This window comes from Beijerinckiaceae bacterium (assembly GCA_004564215.1).
Classification (GTDB): Bacteria; Pseudomonadota; Alphaproteobacteria; order Rhizobiales; family Beijerinckiaceae; genus Methylocapsa.
The window spans coordinates 786098-809516 of the sequence record CP024846.1 but is presented as its reverse complement, the minus strand read 5'-3'; the positions used below and the strand labels follow the sequence as shown (position 1 = coordinate 809516).

The 23419-nt window shown below is 59.5% G+C and carries 25 protein-coding genes; 16 read left to right on the top strand and 9 right to left on the bottom strand.

Annotation, left to right across the window (positions count from 1 at the left end; all coding sequences use genetic code 11):
* The first annotated feature begins 362 nt into the window (after positions 1-362).
* The 4 genes from glyA to CU048_03825 all read left to right on the top strand — a co-directional run bounded on the left by glyA (position 363) and on the right by CU048_03825 (position 4038).
* Complete coding sequence (gene glyA / locus CU048_03840) at positions 363-1661, top strand: serine hydroxymethyltransferase (GenBank protein ID QBR70547.1); 1299 nt, start codon at positions 363-365, stop codon at positions 1659-1661.
* 144 nt (positions 1662-1805) lie between these two features.
* Positions 1806-2327 carry a transcriptional regulator NrdR gene (locus CU048_03835; protein QBR70546.1) on the top strand — a complete coding sequence of 174 codons (522 nt, stop codon included), beginning with the start codon at positions 1806-1808 and terminating at the stop codon, positions 2325-2327.
* Positions 2324-3436, top strand: coding sequence for a riboflavin biosynthesis protein RibD (ribD, locus tag CU048_03830; protein QBR70545.1), 1113 nt, complete (start codon positions 2324-2326; stop codon positions 3434-3436). The genes CU048_03835 and ribD overlap by 4 nt, the downstream gene beginning before the upstream one ends.
* Positions 3436-4038, top strand: coding sequence for a riboflavin synthase (locus CU048_03825; GenBank protein QBR72640.1), 603 nt, complete (start codon positions 3436-3438; stop codon positions 4036-4038). Before ribD ends, CU048_03825 begins: the two co-directional genes overlap by 1 nt.
* A gap of 89 nt (positions 4039-4127) precedes the next feature.
* On the opposite strand, the gene CU048_03820 is transcribed toward CU048_03825, so the two are convergent.
* Positions 4128-4604 (bottom strand): molecular chaperone DnaJ, encoded by a 477-nt coding sequence (locus CU048_03820; GenBank protein QBR72639.1) that lies wholly within the window; start codon positions 4602-4604, stop codon positions 4128-4130.
* Between the two features lie 17 nt (positions 4605-4621).
* Between CU048_03820 and CU048_03815 the strand changes: the two genes are divergently transcribed.
* Positions 4622-4810 carry a hypothetical protein gene (locus tag CU048_03815; protein ID QBR70544.1) on the top strand — a complete coding sequence of 63 codons (189 nt, stop codon included), beginning with the start codon at positions 4622-4624 and terminating at the stop codon, positions 4808-4810.
* Positions 4811-4904: 94 nt separating this feature from the next.
* On the opposite strand, the gene ispG is transcribed toward CU048_03815, so the two are convergent.
* Positions 4905-6206, bottom strand: coding sequence for a 4-hydroxy-3-methylbut-2-en-1-yl diphosphate synthase (gene ispG, locus CU048_03810; GenBank protein QBR70543.1), 1302 nt, complete (start codon positions 6204-6206; stop codon positions 4905-4907).
* Between the two features lie 117 nt (positions 6207-6323).
* Positions 6324-6827, bottom strand: coding sequence for a Fur family transcriptional regulator (locus CU048_03805; GenBank protein ID QBR72638.1), 504 nt, complete (start codon positions 6825-6827; stop codon positions 6324-6326).
* Between the two features lie 148 nt (positions 6828-6975).
* Here CU048_03805 and CU048_03800 point away from each other — a divergent pair, with 148 nt between their 5' ends.
* From CU048_03800 to CU048_03785, 4 genes are all read left to right on the top strand, one after another.
* Entirely contained in the window at positions 6976-7761 is a 786-nt protein-coding gene (locus tag CU048_03800; GenBank protein ID QBR70542.1) for a 3-hydroxybutyrate dehydrogenase, read from the top strand.
* Between the two features lie 18 nt (positions 7762-7779).
* Positions 7780-8823: a patatin gene (locus CU048_03795; GenBank protein QBR70541.1), complete on the top strand. Its 1044-nt coding sequence runs from the start codon at positions 7780-7782 to the stop codon at positions 8821-8823.
* A 217-nt stretch (positions 8824-9040) separates the two neighbouring features.
* The gene (locus CU048_03790; protein QBR70540.1) at positions 9041-9238 is read left to right on the top strand and encodes a CsbD family protein; all 198 of its coding nucleotides are present in this window, start codon (positions 9041-9043) and stop codon (positions 9236-9238) included.
* Between the two features lie 112 nt (positions 9239-9350).
* A complete protein-coding gene (locus CU048_03785; GenBank protein ID QBR72637.1) occupies positions 9351-9656 on the top strand; it encodes a plasmid stabilization protein in 306 nt (101 codons plus the stop codon).
* A gap of 30 nt (positions 9657-9686) precedes the next feature.
* Here the strand turns inward: CU048_03785 and CU048_03780 are convergent, their stop codons facing one another.
* Both CU048_03780 and CU048_03775 read right to left on the bottom strand, forming a co-directional pair.
* Positions 9687-10100, bottom strand: a complete 414-nt coding sequence (locus tag CU048_03780; GenBank protein ID QBR70539.1) for an EVE domain-containing protein — start codon at positions 10098-10100, stop codon at positions 9687-9689.
* Positions 10101-10279: 179 nt separating this feature from the next.
* Positions 10280-11305 (bottom strand): glycerol-3-phosphate dehydrogenase, encoded by a 1026-nt coding sequence (locus CU048_03775; GenBank protein QBR72636.1) that lies wholly within the window; start codon positions 11303-11305, stop codon positions 10280-10282.
* Positions 11306-11483: 178 nt separating this feature from the next.
* Here CU048_03775 and ybgC point away from each other — a divergent pair, with 178 nt between their 5' ends.
* The 6 genes from ybgC to pal all read left to right on the top strand — a co-directional run bounded on the left by ybgC (position 11484) and on the right by pal (position 16651).
* Positions 11484-11957, top strand: a complete 474-nt coding sequence (gene ybgC, locus CU048_03770) for a tol-pal system-associated acyl-CoA thioesterase (protein QBR72635.1) — start codon at positions 11484-11486, stop codon at positions 11955-11957.
* Between the two features lie 209 nt (positions 11958-12166).
* Positions 12167-12898 (top strand): protein TolQ, encoded by a 732-nt coding sequence (tolQ, locus tag CU048_03765; GenBank protein QBR70538.1) that lies wholly within the window; start codon positions 12167-12169, stop codon positions 12896-12898.
* 78 nt (positions 12899-12976) lie between these two features.
* Positions 12977-13423 carry a protein TolR gene (locus CU048_03760; protein QBR70537.1) on the top strand — a complete coding sequence of 149 codons (447 nt, stop codon included), beginning with the start codon at positions 12977-12979 and terminating at the stop codon, positions 13421-13423.
* Positions 13424-13429: 6 nt separating this feature from the next.
* Positions 13430-14530 (top strand): cell envelope biogenesis protein TolA, encoded by a 1101-nt coding sequence (locus CU048_03755; protein ID QBR70536.1) that lies wholly within the window; start codon positions 13430-13432, stop codon positions 14528-14530.
* Positions 14485-15897 carry a Tol-Pal system beta propeller repeat protein TolB gene (tolB, locus tag CU048_03750; GenBank protein QBR70535.1) on the top strand — a complete coding sequence of 471 codons (1413 nt, stop codon included), beginning with the start codon at positions 14485-14487 and terminating at the stop codon, positions 15895-15897. Before CU048_03755 ends, tolB begins: the two co-directional genes overlap by 46 nt.
* Before the next feature lie 253 nt (positions 15898-16150).
* Complete coding sequence (gene pal, locus CU048_03745) at positions 16151-16651, top strand: peptidoglycan-associated lipoprotein (GenBank protein QBR70534.1); 501 nt, start codon at positions 16151-16153, stop codon at positions 16649-16651.
* Positions 16652-17037: 386 nt separating this feature from the next.
* On the opposite strand, the gene CU048_03740 is transcribed toward pal, so the two are convergent.
* From CU048_03740 to ygbF, 3 genes are all read right to left on the bottom strand, one after another.
* The gene (locus CU048_03740; protein QBR70533.1) at positions 17038-18963 is read right to left on the bottom strand and encodes a cell division protein FtsH; all 1926 of its coding nucleotides are present in this window, start codon (positions 18961-18963) and stop codon (positions 17038-17040) included.
* Positions 18964-19083: 120 nt separating this feature from the next.
* Positions 19084-20142 (bottom strand): tRNA lysidine(34) synthetase TilS, encoded by a 1059-nt coding sequence (gene tilS / locus CU048_03735; GenBank protein QBR72634.1) that lies wholly within the window; start codon positions 20140-20142, stop codon positions 19084-19086.
* Positions 20143-20226: 84 nt separating this feature from the next.
* Positions 20227-21603, bottom strand: coding sequence for a tol-pal system protein YbgF (gene ygbF, locus CU048_03730; protein ID QBR70532.1), 1377 nt, complete (start codon positions 21601-21603; stop codon positions 20227-20229).
* 173 nt (positions 21604-21776) lie between these two features.
* Here ygbF and CU048_03725 point away from each other — a divergent pair, with 173 nt between their 5' ends.
* A complete protein-coding gene (locus CU048_03725; GenBank protein ID QBR70531.1) occupies positions 21777-23126 on the top strand; it encodes a phosphoglucosamine mutase in 1350 nt (449 codons plus the stop codon).
* 19 nt (positions 23127-23145) lie between these two features.
* Here the strand turns inward: CU048_03725 and CU048_03720 are convergent, their stop codons facing one another.
* The gene (locus CU048_03720; protein ID QBR72633.1) at positions 23146-23343 is read right to left on the bottom strand and encodes a hypothetical protein; all 198 of its coding nucleotides are present in this window, start codon (positions 23341-23343) and stop codon (positions 23146-23148) included.
* Between the last annotated feature and the right edge of the window lie 76 nt (positions 23344-23419).

Here is a 23419-nt window from a genome sequence, read left to right as displayed (position 1 = left end):
TCCCTGGCGCTGGCTAGAGTTGCGTCGAAAGCGTCGCCGGACAGCATTTTTGTTTAGTTAAAAAGAAGTTAAAGATATTTCTGTAAAGAGCTGTTTTTCAAGCGGCTTGTGGATTTTCAATCAGCGACAACTTGGGACTCGTCAGCCAAACTCGGAGCAAATGGCGGAATTTGTCTCGTGTTACCCGTGTGCGGTCAGCGCAAAATTGCGCGACAAACCATCGCCGCGAAACCTGCGCCTCGCGCCTTCACGCGGGCGGCGCGCCATGCTATCCGAATAAATTCCTTTGTCCCTGTGTCGGGTTTCAGCTTCCGCGCCCTTCCTTGCGTGTGCACCCGACCTTTATTGTAGGAGCTCGCAGCATGAGCCAATCCCTTGCCGACCGCACCATGCCAAATTCCTTTTTTGCGGCCGGGCTTGCCGAATCCGATCCCGAGATCGCCAAGGCGATCGAGCTGGAGCTCGGACGCCAACGGCACGAGATTGAACTCATCGCGTCCGAGAACATCGTTTCAAAAGCCGTGCTTGAAGCTCAGGGTTCAGTGCTCACCAACAAATATGCCGAAGGCTATCCGGGCCGGCGCTATTATGGCGGCTGCCAATTTGTCGATATCGCTGAGAACCTCGCCATCGAACGCGTCACGCGTTTGTTCGACTGCAAATTTGCGAATGTTCAACCGAATTCGGGTAGTCAAGCGAACCAGGCTGTGTTTCTCGCTTTGCTCCAGCCAGGTGACACCTTCCTCGGACTTGATCTCGCCGCGGGCGGTCATCTGACCCATGGCTCCCCGGTGAATCTGTCCGGACGATGGTTCAAGCCCGTTCCTTATGGCGTCCGCCGGGACGATCACAGAATCGACATGGAAGCCGTCGCCCAGCTTGCCCAGGAGCATAAGCCGAAGCTGATCATCGCCGGCGGTTCCGGCTATCCCCGGCATTGGGATTTTGCTCAGTTCCGCGCGATTGCCGATAGCGTCGGCGCCTATTTCTTCGTCGACATGGCACATTTCGCCGGTCTCGTTGCTGGCGGGGTGCATCCATCGCCATTCCCTCACGCCCATGTCGTCACATCGACGACGCATAAGACCTTGCGCGGTCCGCGCGGCGGATTGGTCCTCACCAATGACGAGGCGATCGCCAAGAAGATCAACTCCGCAGTGTTCCCGGGTCTGCAGGGTGGACCCTTGATGCATGTCATCGCCGGCAAAGCGGTTGCCTTTGGCGAAGCCTTGCGGCCGGAATTCAAGATTTATGCGCGCCAGGTTGCCGACAACGCCAAGGCGCTTGCGGCGACCCTGGTCGAGCGCGGCTTTGCGCTCGCCTCGGGCGGCACGGACAATCATCTGATGCTGGTCGACCTGCGTCCGAAGCAACTGACCGGCAAGGCGGCGGAAGCGGCGTTGGGACGCGCTTCGATTACCTGCAACAAGAATGGCGTTCCCTTCGATACCGCAAGCCCGATGGTCACCTCGGGCATTCGCCTCGGCACACCGGCTGCCACCTCGCGCGGCTTCGGCGTTGCCGAGTTCAAACGCGTGGGGGATCTTATCGCGGACACCTTGGACGGGCTCGCCAAGAACGGCGATGCGAATAACGCGAGCGTCGAAGCCAAGGTCAAGGAAAGCGTTACCGAACTGACCAGCCGCTTCCCCGTGTATTGAACGGTTGAACGCGGACTCAATATCTTGAAGAGCATGGTCCGAGAGACCGACATCGGATCATGCTCTTGAATATCCGATTGGCGCGATGGCCATTCGCGAAACCGAATTTTGATTTCGCTCACCAGGCTCTAAGGCAAGTCCGCCATGCGGTGCCCTTACTGCGGCAGTCTCGAAACTCAGGTCAAGGACTCCCGCCCGACGGACGATGCCGCGGCCATTCGCCGTCGCCGCGTCTGTCCTGATTGTGGCGGCCGTTTCACGACATTCGAGCGCGTTCAATTGCGCGACTTGATGGTCCTGAAGAAATCTGGCCGGCGGGTTCCCTTCGAGCGCGAAAAGCTGATGCGCTCTCTCGAAATCGCCCTGCGAAAACGCCCCGTGGATCCCGAACGTGTCGAGCGGATGGTGAACGGGATCGTTCGCCAACTCGAAAGTCAGGGCGAGAACGAAATTCCGAGCGAACGAATTGGCGAACTTGTCATGGAAGGTCTGCGGGCACTCGACAGTGTCGCTTACGTGCGGTTCGCATCGGTCTATCGCAATTTTCGCGAGGCGCGCGACTTCAACGCGCTGATCGACGAGCTCTCTGGCGTCGCGGAGGCTGCCAAAGAAGACGAGCCATCCGCGTCTCCTCCGCCGAAAGCACATTCGCCGAGCCGGGCATGAATGAGTCCTCAGACGACGCGCGTTTCATGGCGGCTGCGCTGGCGCTCGGCCGGCGCGGGCTCGGGCTTTGCGCGCCAAACCCCGCAGTCGGCGCCCTCCTTGTCAAGGAGGGACTCATTTTGGCGCGTGGGACCACCAAGCCGGGCGGGCGCCCCCATGCGGAAACCGAAGCCCTGCGTGAAGCGGGAGAACGCGCGGCCGGCGCAACGCTCTATGTGACATTGGAACCTTGCAGTCATCATGGAGCGACGCCGCCATGCACCGACGCGATCATCGCTGCTGGCGTGGCGCGCGTCGTCTACACGACGGATGATCCCGATCCCCGCGCCAGCGGACGCGGCGCGCAGGTTTTGGCTGACGCAGGCATAGAAGTTACGAAGGGCGTGCTCGTGGAAGAGGCGCGTCATGCCCATCTCGGGCATATTATGCGCGTGAGCCAGAACCGGCCCGCCGTCACCTTGAAGCTTGCTTTGACCGCGGACGGCTATGCTGCGGGGTCGGCGCATGATCGCCGCCTCGTCATTACCGGCGTTCCGGCCAATGGTCTCATCCATATGATGCGGGCCATGCATGATGCGATCATGGTGGGCGTCGGGACGATCGTGGCGGACGACTCCCTTCTGAGCGTGCGCCTCCCGGGCCTTGCAAGCCGAACGCCCTTGCGCATCGTCCTCGATAGCGATCTGCGTCTGCCGCCTTCGACGCGGCTTGCCGCGACAGCGGCCAAAATTCCGACGCTGATCATCGCCGGCGAGGGGGCGAGCGAAGAGCGTGCCGCAAGCCTGCGCATGTTACAGATCGAGGTCGCGCATGTGCGCCGAGATGGCGCGGGTCATGTCAGCCTCGAGGCGGCCCTGGAGCTGCTTGCGAAGCGAGGCTTGACGCGGGTTTTCAGCGAGGGGGGGCCTCGCGTGGCGGCGGGCTTGATCGGCCAGGGGCTCGCCGACGAAGTGCTGATTTTCAAAGCGCCGAAACCACTCGGTCTGCAAGGCGTGTTGGGGCTCGACGAGAAGACGGCGGATCGACTTGCCGATCCCGCGCATTATCGCTTGGCGGAAGCAAGACTGATCGGGGCCGACCGGCTGACCCGCTACGAAAAGGCAGTTTGATGTTTACGGGACTCGTAAGCGATGTCGGCGAGGTTGTGGCGATCGATGTGGGAGCCAAATTGAATCGTCTGCGCATTGCCTGTTCCTATCCGGCGGAGACGATCGCGCTCGGCGCCTCGATTGCCTGCGGCGGCCCTTGTCTGACCGTGGTCGCGAGCGGTGCAAAAAACGATCGCAGCTGGTTCGAGGTGGATGTCGCAGCCGAGACACTTGCGCGGACGACAGCTCGCCAGTGGAAGGCCGGCACCCGGTTGAACCTGGAACGCTCGCTCAGAGTCGGCGACGAACTCGGCGGGCATATCGTCACTGGTCATATCGATGCGGTTGCAAAGATCCTTGCCATTGAGGATTTCAACGGCATGCGGCAGATCGAGATCGAGGTGCCGCACGAGCTTGCGAGATTCATCGCCGAAAAAGGCTCGGTCGCGCTCGATGGCACATCGCTCACGGTCAATCGCGTCGCGGGCGATGTTTTTTCAGTCCTGCTGATTCCGCACACTCTGAAGGTCACGACATGGGACGAGCGATCAGTCGGAGATGAGATCAACCTCGAAGTCGATCTGATGGCCCGCTACGCCGCGCGGCTTTTGGAGGTGAGGTGACCGAAGATGAGATGATTGAGTTACAATCCGCAGATTTTAGGGATGATCTGCGCAAGCAAGTTAAATTTTGAACGCATATGACCACAAGCCTACGAGGCGCTCGCGAATTGCTCGAGCAGCGCGTCGCGCGCCTCCGCGATGCGACGGTATTGTTCGTTGCTGCCGCCTGCGTCGGGATGGGCGGTCTTGGCCAGCCGCCGGAAGGCGGCATTGATCTCCGACGGCTTGAGCGCGCCCTCCATCGGCAGGTTCAGGACCTCGCGGTGTTCCTGATCGTCGTCGTCGAAATCCGGCTGAAACAGGAAGGCCCGGCGTTTTTCGCGCGCCTCGAGGCGCAGATCGACCTGATCCTCCTGCCATCTCTGGCGCGACATGACAAGACATTCGCCAAAGGCGATCCGGCCTCGCGTTTCAAGTTCATCAAGACTGAACGGCCCCACGACGCCATAGGGCGGTGCCAGAAAGGCGCTCCTGCCGCCCTCGCCATCCTCGATATGGCCGATCGTCGCCATATCGAGGATTCCCATCGAGCCGTTCCAGACGACCCATTCCTCTTTGTCCGTCATGCCACGCGCTTTCATGCATGAGCCGGCGCCGCGACCCCATCTTTTTGTACGAAAGGGTTCGCGACAGCTGGACCGTCCGTGCGTCCATGCATGTTCAGAGCCAAAGGCGCGCGCCCCGCGGGCGGCAGGCCAAGAAAGCGGCGGCGGACGAGAGCCACGAGCGCCACAAATCGCACCGTCTGCCGGCACGGCAAATTGAAGCATAGGCCCTACGGATATGGTTCGGGCTTTTTGCGGCCGGCCACCAGATCGCATGATTTTGATGTTACCCTCTAAGTAACATCTGCCCAAAAATCTACGCTATTCCGCCGCGCTCTTCGCGCTGCCGAACCTGCGCTCGATATAATCCTCGACGAGTTGCTTGAATTCGGCGGCGATGGCGTCGCCACGCAGCGTCATCGCCTTTTGGCCATCGATGAACACGGGCGCCGCCGGCGTCTCGCCGGTGCCGGGTAGGGAGATCCCGATATCGGCGTGTTTCGATTCGCCGGGCCCGTTGACGATGCAGCCCATGACCGCGACATTGAGCGCCTCGACGCCCGGATAGCGCGCGCGCCAAAGCGGCATTTCTTCGCGGATATAGGTCTGAATGTCCCGCGCGAGTTCCTGAAAAACCGTGGAGGTGGTGCGCCCGCAACCGGGGCAGGCGGCGACCAGCGGCACGAAGGTGCGAAACCCCATTGTCTGCAAGAGTTCCTGCGCGACTTTGACTTCGATCGAGCGGTCGCCGTTGGGCTCGGGGGTAAGCGAGACCCGGATCGTGTCGCCGATCCCTTCCTGCAACAAAATGCCCATGGCGGCGGAAGAGGCGACAATGCCTTTCGAGCCCATGCCTGCCTCGGTGAGGCCGAGATGCAGCGCGTAATCGCTGCGGCGCGCGAGCGTGCGATAGACCGCGATGAGATGCTGGACGTCGGAGACCTTTGCCGAAAGGATAATTCTATCCTTGCCAAGGCCGATTTCCTCGGCCCGCGCGGCGGAACGCAGCGCCGATTGCACCATGGCCTCGCGGGTCACGGCACCGGTCGAGCGGGGCGAGGGAGCCCGCGCGTTTTCGTCCATAAGGGTGGTCAGCAGTTCCTGATCGAGGGAACCCCAGTTTGCGCCGATCCGCACCGCCTTGCCATGCTTGAGCGCGGTTTCGACGATCGCCGAAAATTGCCGGTCCTTCTTGTCCTTGAAGCCGACATTGCCGGGATTGATCCGATATTTGTCGAGCGCTTCGGCACAGGCGGGATGATCGGCCAAGAGCTTGTGGCCGATATAGTGGAAATCGCCGATCAGCGGCACATGACACTCGATTTTGGCAAGACGATCTCTAATGTGCGGCACGGCGGCGGCGGCTTCATCCCGGTCGACGGTCAGGCGGACGAGCTCCGAGCCCGCGCGGGCCAGCGCCGCAATCTGGGTCACGGTCCCGTCGATGTCGGCGGTGTCCGTGTTGGTCATGGATTGGACGGCAATCGGGGCGCCACCGCCGACCATGATGGCGCCTTTTCCGGTCCCGACCCGCACGCCAACGCAGGCGCGACGGGGACGCGGGCCCGCATCGTCGGAAATGTCCGGTTCGGGCGAGATCGGAGACTTGGAGGCGAAGGTCATGCGGGGTGATCTCTCCAGCTTCGGAAACGGCGCCCGGAGGGCGCTGCCTCGTCAGGAACAGGCTGAACGCAGGCAACTGGTGCGCAAAAACTTAAATCTCGTCAAGCTTTCCCCTGTTCAGGCCGCCGCGCAGGCCTTGCAACGGCCAGCCACTTCCATGACTTGGGCGCGGGGCGAGAACTTTGCCTGGCGGGCGAGATCCGCCAAACTTCCGCGCATGGCCGGGGAGGTCGCCTCGACGACCTCGCCACACACATCGCAAATCAGGAAAACGATCGGCTCCTGCGCGGTGTGACCGTGACCGCAGGCGAGATAGGCGTTGCGCGAGGCCAACCTATGGATGAGGTTGTTGTCGAGCAGAAAATCGAGCGCCCGATAGATGGAAATCGGGGCCGGGCGCTTGCCGGTCGACTCCGCGACCCGGTCGATCATTTCATAAGCGCCCAGAGGGCGGCCCTCGCGGGCCAGAATTTCAAGAATGCGGCGCCTACCTGGAGTAAGGCTGATCTTGTTGCGCCGGCACAGCGTTAAGGCCGCGGCCAGCGCCCCTTCGGCGCGCGCGTCCGCCGGCTCTTCAGCCGCGGGAGGCTTGGCCCGGCGTGCATCTTGGGAAATATTCATGGGAGTAATATAGCCCGGTTGCACCGATAAAGCGATATTGGGATCGCAACCTTTGCTTTGGCTTCGCCCTCCGGTCGTTGTATAGCATCGCTTTATGGCTGGGCGGCAATCGGTGCCGTCGGTTGCGTCACGAAGCACCGGAGGACTTATGGCTCTAAAATCGCGCAATGCTATCGTGACAGGATCGACCAGCGGCATTGGCCTCGCGATCGCCCGCGCCTTCGCCAAGGAAGGCGCCAATTTAATGATCAATGGCATGGGCGACGCGGCGGCCATCGAAGCCGAGAGGGCGAGCCTCGAGAAGGAGTTCGGCGTCAAGGCGTTTTATTCCGGCGCCGATATGACGAAACCCGATGAGATCCACGCCATGGTGCATGAGGCCGAGAAAAAGCTCGGTTCCGTCGATGTTCTCGTGAACAACGCCGGCGTCCAGCATGTCGCGCCGATCGAAGACTTTCCGCGCGTGAATTGGGACATGATCATCGCGATCAATCTCTCCGCCGCCTTCCATGCAATGGCGGCCGCCATCCCGGGCATGAAGGCACGCAAATGGGGCCGCATTCTCAGCACCGCCTCGGCCCATTCGCTGGTCGCCTCGCCCTTCAAAAGCGCTTATGTGACGGCCAAACATGGGCTTGCCGGTTTGACCAAGACCGCGGCGCTGGAACTTGCGACATTCGGCGTCACGGTCAATTGCGTTTCGCCGGGCTATGTCTGGACTCCGCTCGTCGAAAAACAAATCCCAGACACAATGGCGGCCCGCAATTTGACGCGGGAGCAGGTGATCCACGATGTGATCCTGCTGGCGCAGCCGACCAAGCAATTTGTGACCGCCGAGGAGGTCGCCTCCCTTTTCGTTTACCTTTGTTCGGACGCCGCGGCACAGATCACAGGGGCCAATCTCTCCATCGATGGTGGCTGGACCGCCGCCTGACCTCGTTGAGGCGTCGTCATGGCGAGCGCAAACGAAACGATCGATTGGGGCGGCAAAAAGAAGATCAATCTGGCGCTGCAGGGGGGCGGCTCGCATGGGGCCTTTACCTGGGGCGTTCTCGATGCGCTGCTCGAAGACTCAAGACTCGATATCGAAGCGATCACGGGGACAAGCGCCGGGGCCATGAATGCCGTTGTGCTGGCCGAAGGCTATCTCGACGGCGGCCGGGCCGGCGCGCGCAAAAGCTTAGCTAGATTTTGGCGGTCCGTCAGCGACACTGGGGCGCTATCGACCATCGAGAAAAAATTATACGAGGCCCTCTTTCAGGACTGGCCTCTGCAGGAAAAATTTGCCTATTGGTGGACCGACTTTCTCACCCATTATTCAAGCCCGTATCAATTCAATCCATTCAACATCAATCCGCTGCGCGATCACCTGCTTAAGACCGTCGATTTCGCGAAGGTCAGAGCGCTGACCGAGCTTAAATTATTCGTCGCCGCAACAAATGTTCGTACAGGTATGATCAAGGTTTTCGAAGGACCGGAACTCACGGCCGATCACGTCATGGCTTCGGCTTGCCTGCCTTATGTGTTTCAAGCCGTCAAAATCGATGGCGTCGCCTATTGGGACGGCGGCTATATGGGCAATCCAGCATTGTTCCCGTTGTTTTATAAGACCGCGTGTCCAGACGTTGTCATCGTTCAAATCAACCCGATCGAACGCGATGAAATTCCACGATCGTCCCGCGACATTCAAAACCGGCTCAACGAAATTACCTTTAACGGGGCGCTGATGGGCGAGCTCCGGGCCATCGACTTCGTGATCCGGTTGATCGATTCCGGCAAACTGTCGCTGAGCAATTACATGCGCCCTTTGGTGCATCGAATCGATGGCGGAAATTTTCTCGAAGAATTCTCCGCCGCCTCGAAGCTCGATGCGTCCTGGACCTTGATCAGCAAATTGCATGACCTCGGCCGCAGCGCCGCTCAGCAATGGCTCGATCGACATTACGATTCGATCGGAGTGGAAGGCACGCTCAACCTCCGCATGGCCTATAGTTAAGCCGCTGGACGCGGCCAAGGGTAGCATAGCCCACGTTGGGACTAGCGTCGCTCTCGATTGAATCTTCCACAAGACTTTGCCGTGAATTTCATCCCGACACCCGCGGGAGATGACGATCCTGTTACCTAAGCGTAGGCGTTATTGGAACCTCGGGCGGCCCGTCGCCATTTAGCGGGACGACGTGCACAGTCGGCACGTTTCATTCACGGAGTTTGAAATGGATTGGAATCGCGTCGAGGGAAACTGGAAGCAGTTGAAGGGTAAAATTAGGGAGCAATGGGGCCATCTTACGGACGACGATCTCGAGAAAATCGCCGGCCAGCGGGAACAATTCGAAGGCAAGATCCAGGAGCGTTATGGCATCGGTAAGGATGCCGTCCGCAAGGATGTCGATGATTGGCTGAGCAAGCAGTGATCTTGTCGTAATGCCCAATCTCTAATTTAAGTGTGCTCGACTTGGAAGGTCGCTTCGCGTCTGAGGCGAAGCGACCTTGGCATCGATCCAAAAAGCCACGCAGGAGGGTGCAATGCCTCGCGGCGACAAATCGAAATACACCGACAAGCAGGAACGCAAAGCCGATCATATTGCTGAAAGTTATGAAGGCCGCGGCGTTCCTGAAAAAGAAGCGGAGCGAAGGGCTTGGGCGACCGTCAACAAGGAAAGCGGCGGCGGTAAGAAAAGCGGTTCAGGCCGGGGCAAACCCGAGTCTCACGTCTCTTCCGAAAAGGGCGGACGGATTGGTGGCCAGGCTTCCGCGCGTCGACCGGCGGCCGCGCGTTCGGCGTCCGCCAAGAAAGCCGCTACAACGCGCAAGCAACGTGCATCGGCCTAACCCCCTAAGTCGTCGTGGCGGCAGAGCGGCTCAAAGGCCGCCTTCGGTACAGATTATTTTCCACTCGTCGTCGCTGACCGGTTGGACGGATAGGCGCGAGTTGTTGGCAAGGACCATATTTTTAAGACGCGGGTCCGCTTTGATGGCCGCGAGGCCGAGCGGGGTCTTCAACGGCTTGACTGCGCGCACATCCACCATTCCGAATTTTCCGCTCGGATCGGAAGGATCGGGGTAAAACGGCCTGATGATTTCGACGATGCCGACGATGTCCTTGCCTTCATTGGAATGATAGAAAAAGGCCTGCTCACCGGTTTGCATCGCCATCAAATTCAGCTTGGCGCCATGGTTGCGCACGCCATTCCAAAAGGTGCCATTCTTACCCGCCTTGACCTGATCCTGCCACGACCATTTGCCGGGCTCGCTCTTAAGCAGCCAATGCGCCATTGCTTGCCGTCTCCGTGTCTTATTCGACAAAAGCTAAAGATGCTGGTGGAACGCGTAGCGCCTTGCTAGAGCGCTTCCCGATCAGATGGAATCATCTGATCGAAAAGGAATCGCTCAAGTTCAACGAGTTGGAGCATGTTCTGATCGAAAAAGTCGGTCAACTTTTTCGGAACATGCTCTTAGCCCATGTCAATGAATTCGGCCTTGGAAGGGCGGGAGAGGAGTGCCGCGATAGCGTCCTCGACTGTAATCGCTTCGGCGAGCACCGCATCGACGGCTGCGGCGATCGGCATTTCGATATTCTTGGCATTGGCCAGATCGACGAGCACGCCGCAAGTATGTACCCCCTCGCAAAGCCCGCTCCGCGCCAGAGCGTCGGCAGGAGAGGCGCCGCGTCCGAGTGCAATCCCGAGGGCGTAATTCCGCGACATGGCGGAGGTGCAGGTGAGGACGAGATCCCCGAGTCCGGAAAGTCCCATCAAAGTGCTTGGCTCCGCGCCATAGGCCTGGCCAAAGCGGCTGAGCTCGGCGAACCCACGGGCGATCAGGGCAGCTCCGGCACTCGCGCCAAGGCCGCGCCCGGCGGCAATTCCACTTGCGATGGCGAGAACGTTTTTGGCCGCGCCACCGATTTCAACGCCTCTGACATCGGTCGAGGAATAAAGCCGGAAGGAGGGCGTCGCCAAATAGCTGACCAGTCTGGCGGCGAGATCGCCATCCTGTGCCGCAAGGGTGACGGCGGTCGGCAGGCCTTGAGCGACGTCGACCGCAAAGCTTGGACCGGAAAGAATCGCGGGCGGATTTTCCGGCATTGTCGCGCTGACGACTTGGCTCAAGAACATCCCGCTTGCGTGTTCGATTCCCTTGGCGCAAACGACGATCGGCACCTCGTCGGCGACATGCGGCGCGAAGGCTTCGAGGACCTCTCGAAGAGCCTGCGCGGGGACTACCGCGAGAACCAGTTCCGCGCCTGCTGCTTCCGAGAGTTCCGCAACGGGGCTGACGTTCGATTGAAGGGGGACGCCGGGAAGATGCCGCGCATTGATTCCGGTCGCTCGCATTTCCGCGACATGGGAAGGATCGCGTGCCCAGAGCATCACTTCCGCTTCAATGTCCGCTGAAGCGCGAGCAGCGAGATTGGCCAGGGCGGTCCCCCAGGCACCGCCACCGAGAACGGCAATTCGACGGTTGCTATTTGCGGCCATCATTCCTCCTTTGCTCCGCTGTGTCCGGCGTGCCGCTCCGGCGCCCGGGCAGGGGCTGCGAAATGTAATTGAAGTTCTTTGATCACGACCTCATCCGAATTTTCAATTGAAGGGATTCATTTCCTTAGATCATATGAGTCAAATAGACTTTTCACACTTCAACTATGATGTTGATCTCATGCCAGCCAAATCCAGCGAAGCAACGCACGGCGCCCTCGTTTCGGAGTCAGAACCGTTCCGCCTCAAGATCCGCGTCTATTATGAGGACACGGATTTTTCCGGTCTGGTCTATCATGCCTCCTATCTGAGGTTCCTTGAACGGGGCCGAACCGAATTTCTACGCAGCCTCGGAATTGAGCATAACGTCATCTTTGCGGGGGGTGGCACAGGCGGATTCCATTTTGTTGTGCGGGCGATGACCATCGATTTTCTGAAACCCGCATTGATGGACGACGAGATTTGGGTCGAAACCATTACAGCCGACGTCGGGGGCGCGTCGATCGAAATGGCCCAGAAGATCCGGCGCGGCCAGGACCTCCTTTTGACGGCAAAAGTCAGAATTGCGGTGGTCGCGGGGGGCAGGGCGCGACGAATACCTAGTGGAATCTTGATGAAATTCAAACCGACGCCGATTGCTGTCAAACCGCTGTAATGTTTGTCAAACTCTCGTTTTCGACGGGGTAACCGGATCTTAACCGCGATCCAGGCTAATGGATCAAATTTTCAGAGATTTCCAGACTGCCGAAGGCCGGTCTTGCTGCTTCGCCGCAAAGCCCCAGAAATGACCGATTTCCCGTCAAGACTCGCTGGATCGGCTTTGACCGCCGCCCCTTGCCCGCACAGCTTAGAAGGACAAACGCGATGAATCCTGCCGATATTGCAACTTCCGGATTGGCGGCGCCCGCCATGGAAGTTTCCCTGCTCGGCATGTTCTGGTCGGCCCATTTCGTGGTCAAGCTTGTCATGGTGGGATTGCTCGGGGCCTCGGTCTGGTGCTGGGCGATTATCATCAACAAGACATTGTTGTTCGCCAAGACCGAACGCGCCATGGCCCAATTCGAGGAAGTTTTCTGGTCGGGCAGCTCGCTCGACGAGCTTTATGGGACCTTGTCGTCGCGGCCGACCTCCGGCATGGCGGCTTTGTTTGTGGCGGCGATGCGGGAATGGCGGCGTTCGCTGCAAGGCGTGGCAACGTCCTTTATGGGCCTTCAGGCCCGCATCGAAAAAGTCCTCGACGTTTCGATTGCCCGTGAGGTGGAGAAGCTCGAGTCCAATCTTCTGGTTCTGGCGACTGTCGCATCGGCCGGTCCGTTTATCGGCCTGTTCGGAACCGTCTGGGGTATCATGACGGCTTTCCGTTCCATCGCGGCCTCCCGCAATACTTCGCTTGCAGTTGTCGCACCAGGCATAGCGGAAGCGCTTTTTGCGACCGCGATCGGCCTGTTCGCGGCCATCCCGGCATTGATCGCCTATAATAAGTTCCAAGGCGACGTCGCCAAGAAACAGGCGAGGCTTGAGGGCTTCGCGGACGAGTTTTCGGCCATTCTGTCGCGTCAGATCGATCAGCATGCCGCACAAGACAAGGCAGCCTGACCACCTTCGGGCGGGAGAATGGAACCCAGGGGTGTTCCCGCGCCGCAAAAATGAAACCCCACGCCGGAGTGTTTGAATATGGTCATGTCTGGCATTGCGGGCCGCAAAGGTGGCCGTGGACGGCGGGGCGTGCCCCGCTACGGTGCCATGGCCGAAATCAACATGACGCCGTTTATCGACGTCATGCTCGTCCTATTGATCATCTTCATGGTTGCGGCACCCCTGCTGGCAACCGGCGTCCCGATCGATCTGCCGCAAACCAAAGCGGCGGCGCTGAATATTGAGCAAAAGCCGATTTCCGTCGCTGTCGATGATAAGGGCTCCGTTTTTGTCATGGATCAGCCGATCGAGGTCGGTCAACTCGCCGACAAATTGAAAGAGATTGCAGCCACTGGCGTCGACCAGCGAATCTATGTTCGCGGGGCGAACCAGGTGAATTACGGGCGGATCGCCGAGGTCATGTCCATCATCACTGCGGCCGGATACAAAAAGGTCGCGCTGGTCACCGATCCTAGCAAGAACTGAACTGCCATGACGTTGCCCGAAAATCCAGGCTTCGCAGTCTCGGGCGGCGTGCATATTTGCGTGCTGATTTTGGCGCTCTTTTCCTTTTCGCACAGTCCCAAATTCGAGGATGCTCAGGAGAGTATCCCGGTCGATATTTTAAGCGACCAGCAATTCAATCAGATCATGAAGGGTGAAAAAACGGCGCCCGCGGTGAAGCCGCTGCAGCGGGCCGAGAAGATCGCCGAAATCGCCGAGACAAAGCCGCAGCCTTCGACCGAGGACTCAACCAAGGATATTCCGGCGCCGCCGTCACCCCTGAAACGGCAAAAAGACCCAGGTCTCGCCGAGAAGGAAACCCCTAAGCCGCCTGAGCCGAGCGCGGTCACGCCACCGCCGCGTCCGACCCAGGAAGCCGCGAAACCGGCGCCAAAGTCAGAACCGGTCAAGCCGTCCGTGGCACCGCCGCCGCCCAAATCCCATGTCGATGAAGAGGCCGAAGCCATCGAGCCGAAACCCGCTCCGCCGACACAGAAACCGGTCGAGGCGCCAAAGAAGGTTGAACCGAAATTCAAGCCTGACCAATTGGCGAAATTGCTCGAGCAGGAAAAACTAAAGAACGAGCAGAAGCCGGTTGAAAAACCAGCTCCAAAACCCAAGTCGGGAGACGAGGCGACCGAGCCGCAGCAAAAATTCGATCTTGGCAATATAGCGAAGTTCTTGACCAAGGAAGCGCCGCAGCGGAAAGCCTCGACGGGGCATGAACTCAGTCAATTGGCGTCGCTTGGTTCTCCGACCGCAAGCGCTGCTAAAATGTCCCCTTCGCTTTGGGGCCAACTGGACGGGCTGTTGCAGGAGCAATATAAGCGGTGTTGGAGTTTTGTCGGTCTAGGCGGCCAGCAGAAATACGTTCCTGAGATTCATGTTCAATATATGCAGGATGGTTCGCTGATCGGTCAGCCCGTATTGCTCAATCCTCCCTCGGATCCAAAGCTGCGCAACTTGGCGGAAAGTGCGATGCGGGCGGTGCGGCGGTGCGATCCGTTGCGCATTCCGGCGCAATATCAGCCCTATTACGATCAATGGAAAGGCCGGATCGTTCGGTTCGATCCAGAGGATATGCTGTGAATTTTGTTGTCTGCTCAATTCGTCTCCGTCTCTCACGGAATCACCCCATTTTCGAAAAATCTGCCCTCGTTCTCCTGGCCGCCCTCGTGGCCTTGAGCCTTGGGCTTGCCGCGGGCCCTGGCTTTGCCCAACAGGACCGCTATCTCGACGTGCGCCGCGGCAGCGAGTTCAAGCCCATTCCGATTGCGGTGACGGCCTTTACGGGCGATGCGGCATCGAGTGCGCAGCTGACGGAAATCGTCACCAACAATTTCAGGCGGTCCGTGTTTCTCTCGCCGATCGATCCGAAGACTTTCGTGCAGCAGATCACCAATCCTGATCAAGCGCCGCAAATGGATTCCTGGCGGATGATCAATGCGCAATTTGTGGTGACCGGCCGCACCGCCCATGCATCGGATGGGAGATTGCAGACTGAATTCCGTCTGTGGGATGTCGCAACCGGGGCTCAGGTCGCGGGGAGCGAGTATGTTACCGATCCCAACAATGCGCGCCGCGTCGCGCATATCATTTCGGATGCGATCTTCACGCGCATCACTGGGGAGCAAGGATTTTTCGATACGCGCGTGGCCTTCGTCGACGAGACCGGCCCGCCGGAGCATCGCCGCAAACGGCTCGCGATCATGGATCAGGATGGAGCCAATCTGCGCTATATGACCCGCGGCGACGATCTCGTCGTAACCCCGAGATTTTCACCGTCGTCGCAGGACGTAACTTACATGTCCTTTGGCGCGTCGGACCCGAAGGTCCTTTTGTTGAACATTGAAAATGGTCAACGCGAGGTTGTCGGCAATTTTCCCGGCATGACGTTTTCGCCGCGTTTCTCGCCCGATGGACAAAAGATCGTGATGTCACTCGCACAGGGCGTTGCATCCAATCTTTTCACGATGGATCTGCGATCGCGCACAACCACACGGCTGTCCGATTCCAACGCCATCGACACTTCGCCGTCCTATTCCCCGGACGGGTCGCAAATCGTATTCGAGTCGGATCGCGGCGGGAGCCAGCAGATCTACATCATGTCGGCCAGCGGCGGGAACCCGCATCGCGTTTCCTTTGGCGAAGGCCGCTATTCGACACCGGTTTGGTCGCCGAAGGGAGATTATATCGCCTTCACCAAGCAAAAGGCGGGCACCTTCGCCGTCGGCGTCATGCATCCGGACGGATCCGGCGAGCGGATCCTGACGGAAGGCTATCATAATGAAGGGCCGACCTGGGCTCCGAACGGACTCTATTTAATGTTCTTCCGCGATCCAGGCGGGAAGGGCGGATCGAAGATCTTCATGACCGACGTGTTCGGACGCGGCGAATTTCCGGTGCCGACGCCGAATTATGCGTCGGATCCGTCCTGGAGTCCGCTCCTGAACTGATCTCACGTCACGTTTCTCCGATGTTTTCGCCCAATTTTCGAGTGGGGGCGTCCGCGCGTCACGGTGCCACGCCAAAAAGCTGGGTAAAACTTCAGCTCAGCCGCATTCTAGCCATGAACGATCTGTTAACCTTATCTATCTTTGCTCAAAGGCAACGCTTTCTGGAAAGCTTCGATCAAGGTTGATGGAACATTCCCTTAACCAACGGCCGGTACGACTAACACCTGCCCCGCGATCACAGAAGGAGTTTGGGATGAGCTTTCTCCAACGGACCAGCGAACTGAAGTTCGCTGCCGTGCTGGGCGCCGCCCTTGCGATCGCCGCTTGCGCAAAGACACCTGCCGACGATCCCGCCGCCCTTGCCAGCAGTGGCGTTCGTGCGGCCCCCGGCAGCCCTCAGGATTTTGCAATCAATGCGGGCGACCGCGTTTTCTTTGAAAGCGATTCCAGTGAATTGAGTCCGACCGCGCAAGCGACCCTTGCGAAGCAGGCCAGCTGGCTGCAGCAATACAGCCGGTACAATTTCACAGTCGAAGGCCATGCGGACGAGCGCGGTACCCGAGAATATAATTTCGCCCTTGGCGCAAGACGGGCGGAGACAACTAAAGAATATCTGGTGGCCCGTGGAATTTCAGCCGCCAGAATTCGTACCATCAGCTATGGCAAGGAACGTCCCGTTGCGAGTTGCAACGACATTTCATGCTGGTCGCAAAATCGCCGTGCGGTTACCGTGCTGACGGGCGGCCAATCTTAAATAGGGTTTCGGCGAGCGGTCCTCCCCCGCCCGCCGGATATTCCCGGCGGTGACAAGCAGATCTTTTGTCCGAATCCGGCGCCGGCGTCTCTTCGTGAGGCGCCGGTTTTTTGTTGCCGCGGGCTTCGCCCCCCTTTCACGAAAGGGCAGGGTGCGCGGCAGCTTCCCTCTTGTATCTGAGGCTGCAAATATCACGGGCAGGTTCTTGGAGCTGCAGGAGGACTGCGAAGCAGCCCTCGTAAGGCTGGGCAAGGCGGTGGCCTGCGTGAGGCGTGTTCAGCCTTACATCGCATCTCCGCACAGCACATAGGGCGCAAAAAAAGCTGCCCTTCACCGAAATGAAAGGCAGCTATTTTAGTCCACAGCATTTTTGCCCTGGGCTGAACTCACGCCTGCGGCTGGGGTTCCAATCCGCCCGGCTCTGGACCGGGTCTTGGCCGCACGACGCCCGTCGTTGGCACCGAGGAGCCGCGCGTTGGTTCGTGATCGTCGCCGGTCTCCCGCACAGGCGCGATGCCCTTCAACAAATTCACGATCTCTTCGCCGGTCAGCGTCTCATATTCGAGAAGTCCCTTGGCAAGGGTTTCAAGATCCTTGTGCTTCTCTTTAATGATCCGCGTGGCTTCGGAAAGACCCATTTCCACGAGGCGACGCACTTCCGCATCGATCTTCTGCGCGGTCGCTTCCGAGACCGTTGTCTGGCGACCCATGGAATAACCGAGGAACACTTCTTCCTGGTTCTCGCCATACATGACGGTGCCGAGCTCTTCGGAAAAGCCCCAGCGGGTGACCATCGCGCGGGCCAGCTTGGTTGCCTGCTCGATATCGGATTGCGCACCCGATGTGATCTTGTCCTTGCCGAAGATGATTTCTTCCGACACGCGACCGCCCATGCAGATCGCCAGCCTCGATGTCATCTGTTCGTAGCTCATCGAAAGCTGGTCGCGTTCGGGGAGCTGCATCACCATGCCGAGGGCCCGCCCGCGGGGAATGATCGTGGCTTTATGCACCGGATCGGTCGCGGGAACATTGAGGGCGACAATCGCGTGGCCGCCTTCATGATAGGCCGTCAGCATTTTTTCGCGCTCGGTCATCACCATGGTGCGCCGTTCCGCGCCCATCATGATCTTGTCCTTCGAATCCTCGAATTCGGACATGGTCACGACGCGCTTGCCACGTCGCGCCGCCAGCAAGGCGGCCTCGTTGACGAGGTTCATCAGATCGGCGCCGGAAAAACCGGGCGTGCCGCGCGCCACCGTCCGCAATTCGACGTCCGGGGCGAGAGGAACCTTGCGGACATGCACCTTGAGGATGCGTTCGCGCCCGACGACATCCGGGTTCGCGACCACGATCTGGCGGTCGAATCGGCCGGGCCGCAGCAGCGCCGGATCGAGCACGTCGGGACGGTTGGTCGCCGCGATCAGGATAATGCTCTCATTGGCTTCGAACCCGTCCATTTCGACAAGCAGCTGATTGAGGGTCTGCTCGCGCTCGTCGTTGCCGCCGCCAAGGCCCGCACCGCGATGCCGGCCCACGGCATCGATCTCATCGATGAAGATGATGCAAGGCGAGTTCTTCTTGGCCTGTTCAAACATGTCGCGGACACGGCTCGCGCCGACGCCGACGAACATTTCGACGAAGTCGGACCCCGAAATCGTGAAGAACGGCACATTGGCTTCGCCGGCGATCGCCCGCGCCAGCAAGGTCTTGCCGGTGCCCGGAGGCCCGACGAGCAGCACGCCGCGGGGGATTCGTCCGCCCAGCTTCTGGAAGCGCTGAGGATCACGCAAAAACTCGACGATTTCCTGGAGATCTTCCTTGGCTTCGTCGACGCCGGCGACGTCCTCGAAGGTGACTCGCCCATGCGCCTCCGTCAAAAGCTTGGCTTTTGATTTGCCAAATCCCATCGCCTTGCCGCCCGCGCCCTGCATTTGCCGGGACAGGAAAATCCACACGCCAATAATGGCGATCAACGGCAACCCGTTGACGAGCAGCGTCATCAGCCAATTCGTGCCTTCCGCAGGCGGCTTGGCCGTGATCGAAACATTCTTCTTATAGAGGCTCTGCACCAGGGACGGATCGTTCGGGGCATAGGTCGCAAAGGCCCGATTGTCGGTGAAATGGCCGCTGATCTCGTTGCCTGCAATCGTAACCTCGCGAACGTGGCCCTGATCAACTTCGTTAAGAAGCTGGCTGAAGGCGATGTCTTGCGACGGAACCCGCTGTCCAGGGTTCTGAAACAGCATGACGAGCGCAACTACGAGCAGGATTATGATCACCCACAGGGCGAAATTCCGGAAGTTCGGATTCATCTTCTTAGTTCCCGCTAGACATCGCTCTGGCCCGAAAGCCACAAACGGTTGAAACAGCACCAGCTCTCACCTGGTCGTCTATCCAATGTATGCTTGCTTCTTCCTAATGCCAAGGGAGTCTTATTTTTTCTCTTTGGACCTGTTCTCGGGAACATCGGGTGCGTTCTCCCGATGTCTCTTTCGTGGGGCTTCGCGCACCATGATAAGAGTATGGTTGCGTTGAAGCTTTAGGAGCGTGCCACCCAAGGTTGCCTTCAGGGGGGTTCCGCTCCGTAGCGCCTGTTGAAATCTAACAGCAAGGGCTTCTAGACGCTCCAGACGTAGCCGCTGAACTCCGCCAATCACTTTTAGTTCACCCGCAAGTATTCTCAAGAGAATCTCGATAGGCTCGTGGGCCAGCGCGGACATGTCCGCTCTGAATTCGCCAGGTCTACGCTGGGCGATCAGACTAGCTGCAACAGATTCAACCCTGGCGTCGAGCGCAGCGTCTGCTCGAGCGGCACGCATGGCAAGCCGAAGCAAAGCGGCGCGATCCAGCCCCTCTTTTGCCACTAGGGCGCGCAGACGCCGCATCCGGGTTCTGGCATAGATCGGATCGTCGTTTGAAGGGTCCGAAATAAACGGATGGCCTCTCTCCTGGCACACCGCCACCAGCTCGTCTTTGCCATAGGCCAGCAAGGGCCGGGCAAGACTCAACCCGTCACGTTCCTGTGAACGCCGCATGCCTGCAAGTCCGGTCACGCCGCTGCCGCGCAATAAGCGGAACAGAACCGTTTCCGCTTGATCATCGGCATGATGCGCGGTCATGACCAGATCGGCGCCGATTTCGGTGGCATATTCGAACAAAAGACCGTAGCGGGCCTCGCGTGCCTGCTCCTGGATTTTGGCCCTTGGCTTGTCTCCTTCCCAGGTCAGGATCCTGTGCGGCAAACCGAGGGTGGCAGCCCAGCGGGCAACCGTTTCCGCCTCGTTCCGGGATTCCGCGCGCAGACCGTGATCGACGGTCGCGACGAAAAGCGGAGGCGGAACCGAGAGCCCTTCCGCCCATTGAGCTGCAAGCAGCATCAAAGCCACCGAATCGGGGCCGCCGGAGACGCAAAGGACAATTCCTCGCGCGGTCTCCCAAGGGCTGAACAGACTGGCTATGGTTTCGGCAGAAAACCGCGATTGCGGCGGCATCAACGGTTCGGCGGCGTTCGATGCGTCCGCGCGGGCGACGTTGACAAAGGCCGTGCCAAGGTCAGGATCCATCGTCGGCTGGCGTCAGCATTGCGCGCGCTTGGCCTCCCTCTCCGCGCCTGTTTTTACGTTCACGGAGGCATTTGGGTATTTGCGCGCAATTTCGCCGTAGGTCGCGCAAGCCTGTTCCTTGGCTCCGAGCGCATTCAGCGATTGGCCGAGCCGCAGCAAAGCCTCAGGCGCGCGCGGCGAACTGGTGTAGTGAGTCGAGATCTTGAGATATTGTTCGGCGGCCTCACGCTGACGACCCCGCTGATAGAAGCTTTCGCCGAGGTAATAGATTGCGTCGGGCGCCATCTTATTCTTGGGGTTTTTCTCAAGAAACGCGGCAAACCCTTTTTCGGCGTTTTCATACGCCTTCTGCTTGAAATAGCCCAAGGCGATGTCGAATTCCTCCTTCGCCGGATTGGTTGGCACCGCGGCAATCACCGTCCCGCCCGGCGTGGTGATGCCGGCTGCGGCGGCCGGCGGCGGTTGGGTACGGGCGCGGCCGTTCGAAAGATCGAGCGGCGCTTCCGGATCGTTTTGATCGGGAGCGGGCGGGGCGTTTTGGCTCTGTGCGCTCGAACGGGCCGCCGCAACGGCGGCGGGGCTTCCCAACGGGCGGGGCGCTCCAGGCGCGCCAGGATTTTGGGACGGATCGAAGGCATCGCCGCGCCCATTTGCACGCGAGGCCGATCCGACGGAGTTTTGTGGCGAGCCGGGCGTATCTGCCTCCAGAGGGGCTTCCGGGGCCGCTTCGCTGCGTCTCTGCGGCTTGTTCGCCGGCGCCGCCGCGCCGCCCTCGTGCAGCCGGAAATCGACATCTTCCTGGAACTTCTTGAGTTGGTCCGCGAGCCTGCGCGTCTCGAACTGCATCTGTTCGAGCTGCCCGTTGATTTGCCGCATCTGGTTTTCGAGACGGTCGACGCGGACGACCAGCTGGGCGCCGTCTTGCTGCGCCTCGGTATAGGGCGCCTGGCCGTAATCGTCGACATCTCCCGGCGGACGGCCATACCCTTGGGCGAGGCGAATTTCATCGCGCGCCGCCACGATTTGGCCATCGAGCCGATCGAGCCGGACCAAGACAGGGCCTTGGTCCTCGGCACCGACCGCCACGGAAGCCGTCGAAAAAAGCGCGCCCGTTGTGGCGATGGCGAGCAAAGTTTTTCTGCAGAATGTCATTTCGGCGAATTCCCAAGGGGCGGCTGCGCCTATCATACGTCGAAGTGCCCGCATAAAGGACGGATAATGCGGGTAAAATATGAAAACCCTGCCCCCGCGCGGCATTTTGCGCGAATAAAGCGTTTGCCGGCGCCGCGGGGAGCGGCTCCTAGCGTCAACGTAGCGATTTCGCTGCGGCGGGCGGACATAATTCGATCCAAACTTCGTTGTTACCTTTCCAAAAAACCAATTGCGCAAGTGGCTGCCCTGGAGCGGATCTTGGCTTTCTCCGTGGCGGCGTTAACCACAGACTCATCATTCCATTTCCTTCGAACCAGCGTGCCTTAAGTAATTTTACAGATTTTGCATAAGGAATTTGCGCTTTTACGGCCAAGGCCAAGGGATGTAATTTCGGAAGGACGCATTCATCGATGGCAGCCAAACTTTTTGGAACGGACGGCATCAGGGGTCTCGCCAACTCCACGATCACACCCGAATTGGCGATGAAAGTTGCCCAAGCCACCGGGGTTATTTTTCATCGCGGTGAATATCGCCATCGTGCGGTGATCGGCAAGGACACTCGGCTTTCCGGCTATATGATCGAAAACGCGATGGTCGCGGGGTTCACCTCGGTTGGGATCGACGTCCTGTTGCTCGGGCCGATGCCCACGCCCGCGGTCGCGATGCTGACGCACTCGATGCGAGCGGACGTCGGCGTCATGATTTCGGCCTCGCATAATCCATTCGAAGACAATGGGATCAAACTGTTCGGCCCGGATGGCTACAAGCTATCGGACGTCGTCGAAGCAAAAATTGAATCGTTGGTCGATCACCCGGCGACGCTCAAATTATCGAAGCCTGCCGATCTCGGGCGGGCGATGAGGGTCGAGGGCGATCGCGCCCGTTACATCGAGTTCGCCAAGCGCACGCTCATTCGGAATCTGTCACTCGACGGCCTGCGCATCGTCGTCGATTGCGCCAATGGCGCCGCCTACAAGGTGGCTCCCGAAGCCTTATGGGAATTGGGCGCGGAAGTCATTTCGATTGGGGTCGAGCCGGATGGCTTCAACATCAACAAGGGTGTTGGTTCGACCGCGCCCACGGCGCTTATCAAGAAAGTCAGGGAAGTCCGCGCAGACATCGGCATCGCGCTCGACGGCGACGCGGACCGCGTAATTATCGTCGACGAAGCGGGCAAAGTCGTCGATGGCGATCAATTGATGGCCGCGATTGCTCAGAGCTGGAAGGACGATGGGAGATTGTCGCGCCCCGGCATTGTCGCGACCATAATGTCGAACCTCGGCCTTGAACGCTATCTTCAAGGATGCGGCCTCTCTCTTGCACGAACCGCCGTAGGCGACCGTTATGTGCTCGAACATATGCGCGAGCACGGTTTCAACCTAGGTGGCGAGCAATCCGGCCATATCATCCTTTTGGATCATTGCACGACGGGCGATGGTCTTGTCGCCGCCTTGCAGCTTCTGGCCATCGTTAAACGGCAGGGGCAACCGGTGAGCCAAGTCTGCCGCCGCTTCGACCCCGTGCCGCAAATTCTGAAGAATGTGCGGTTCAAGACCGGACGGCCGCTGACGGATGCCAGCGTCGCCCGTGTCATTGAAGAAAGCACCAAGAGGCTCGGCGAGACGGGCCGCCTCGTGGTTCGCGCATCCGGCACCGAGCCGGTCATTAGGGTGATGGCTGAAGGGGATAACCTCGATCTCGTCGAGCGTATCGTCGATGACGTTTGCTCGGCCTTGTCGGCTTTGGCACAAGCGGCCTGACCGAAAAATCGGCGTTTCCCTATCGCCGGGGGCGGTGGGGGCCCGGCTGGAACATCGCGCGGCATCCGGGGCTCAGTCTTGCCTTTTGCGCCGACATGCAAGCGTACACGCGTGCTTCATCGGGAATCGCATCGTTGCAGAGCCGAAAGGCGTCATCCTCGCACGCCGCTTGCTGCTGTGCGCGCAAGCCCGATTGCCCGACGGCAAGGCTTGTCATCGAGAGCCAGACAAAAGAAAAAGCGAGCACAGTTCTCATTTGCATTCCATCGGTCCTTTAGGTTTGAAATCAATAT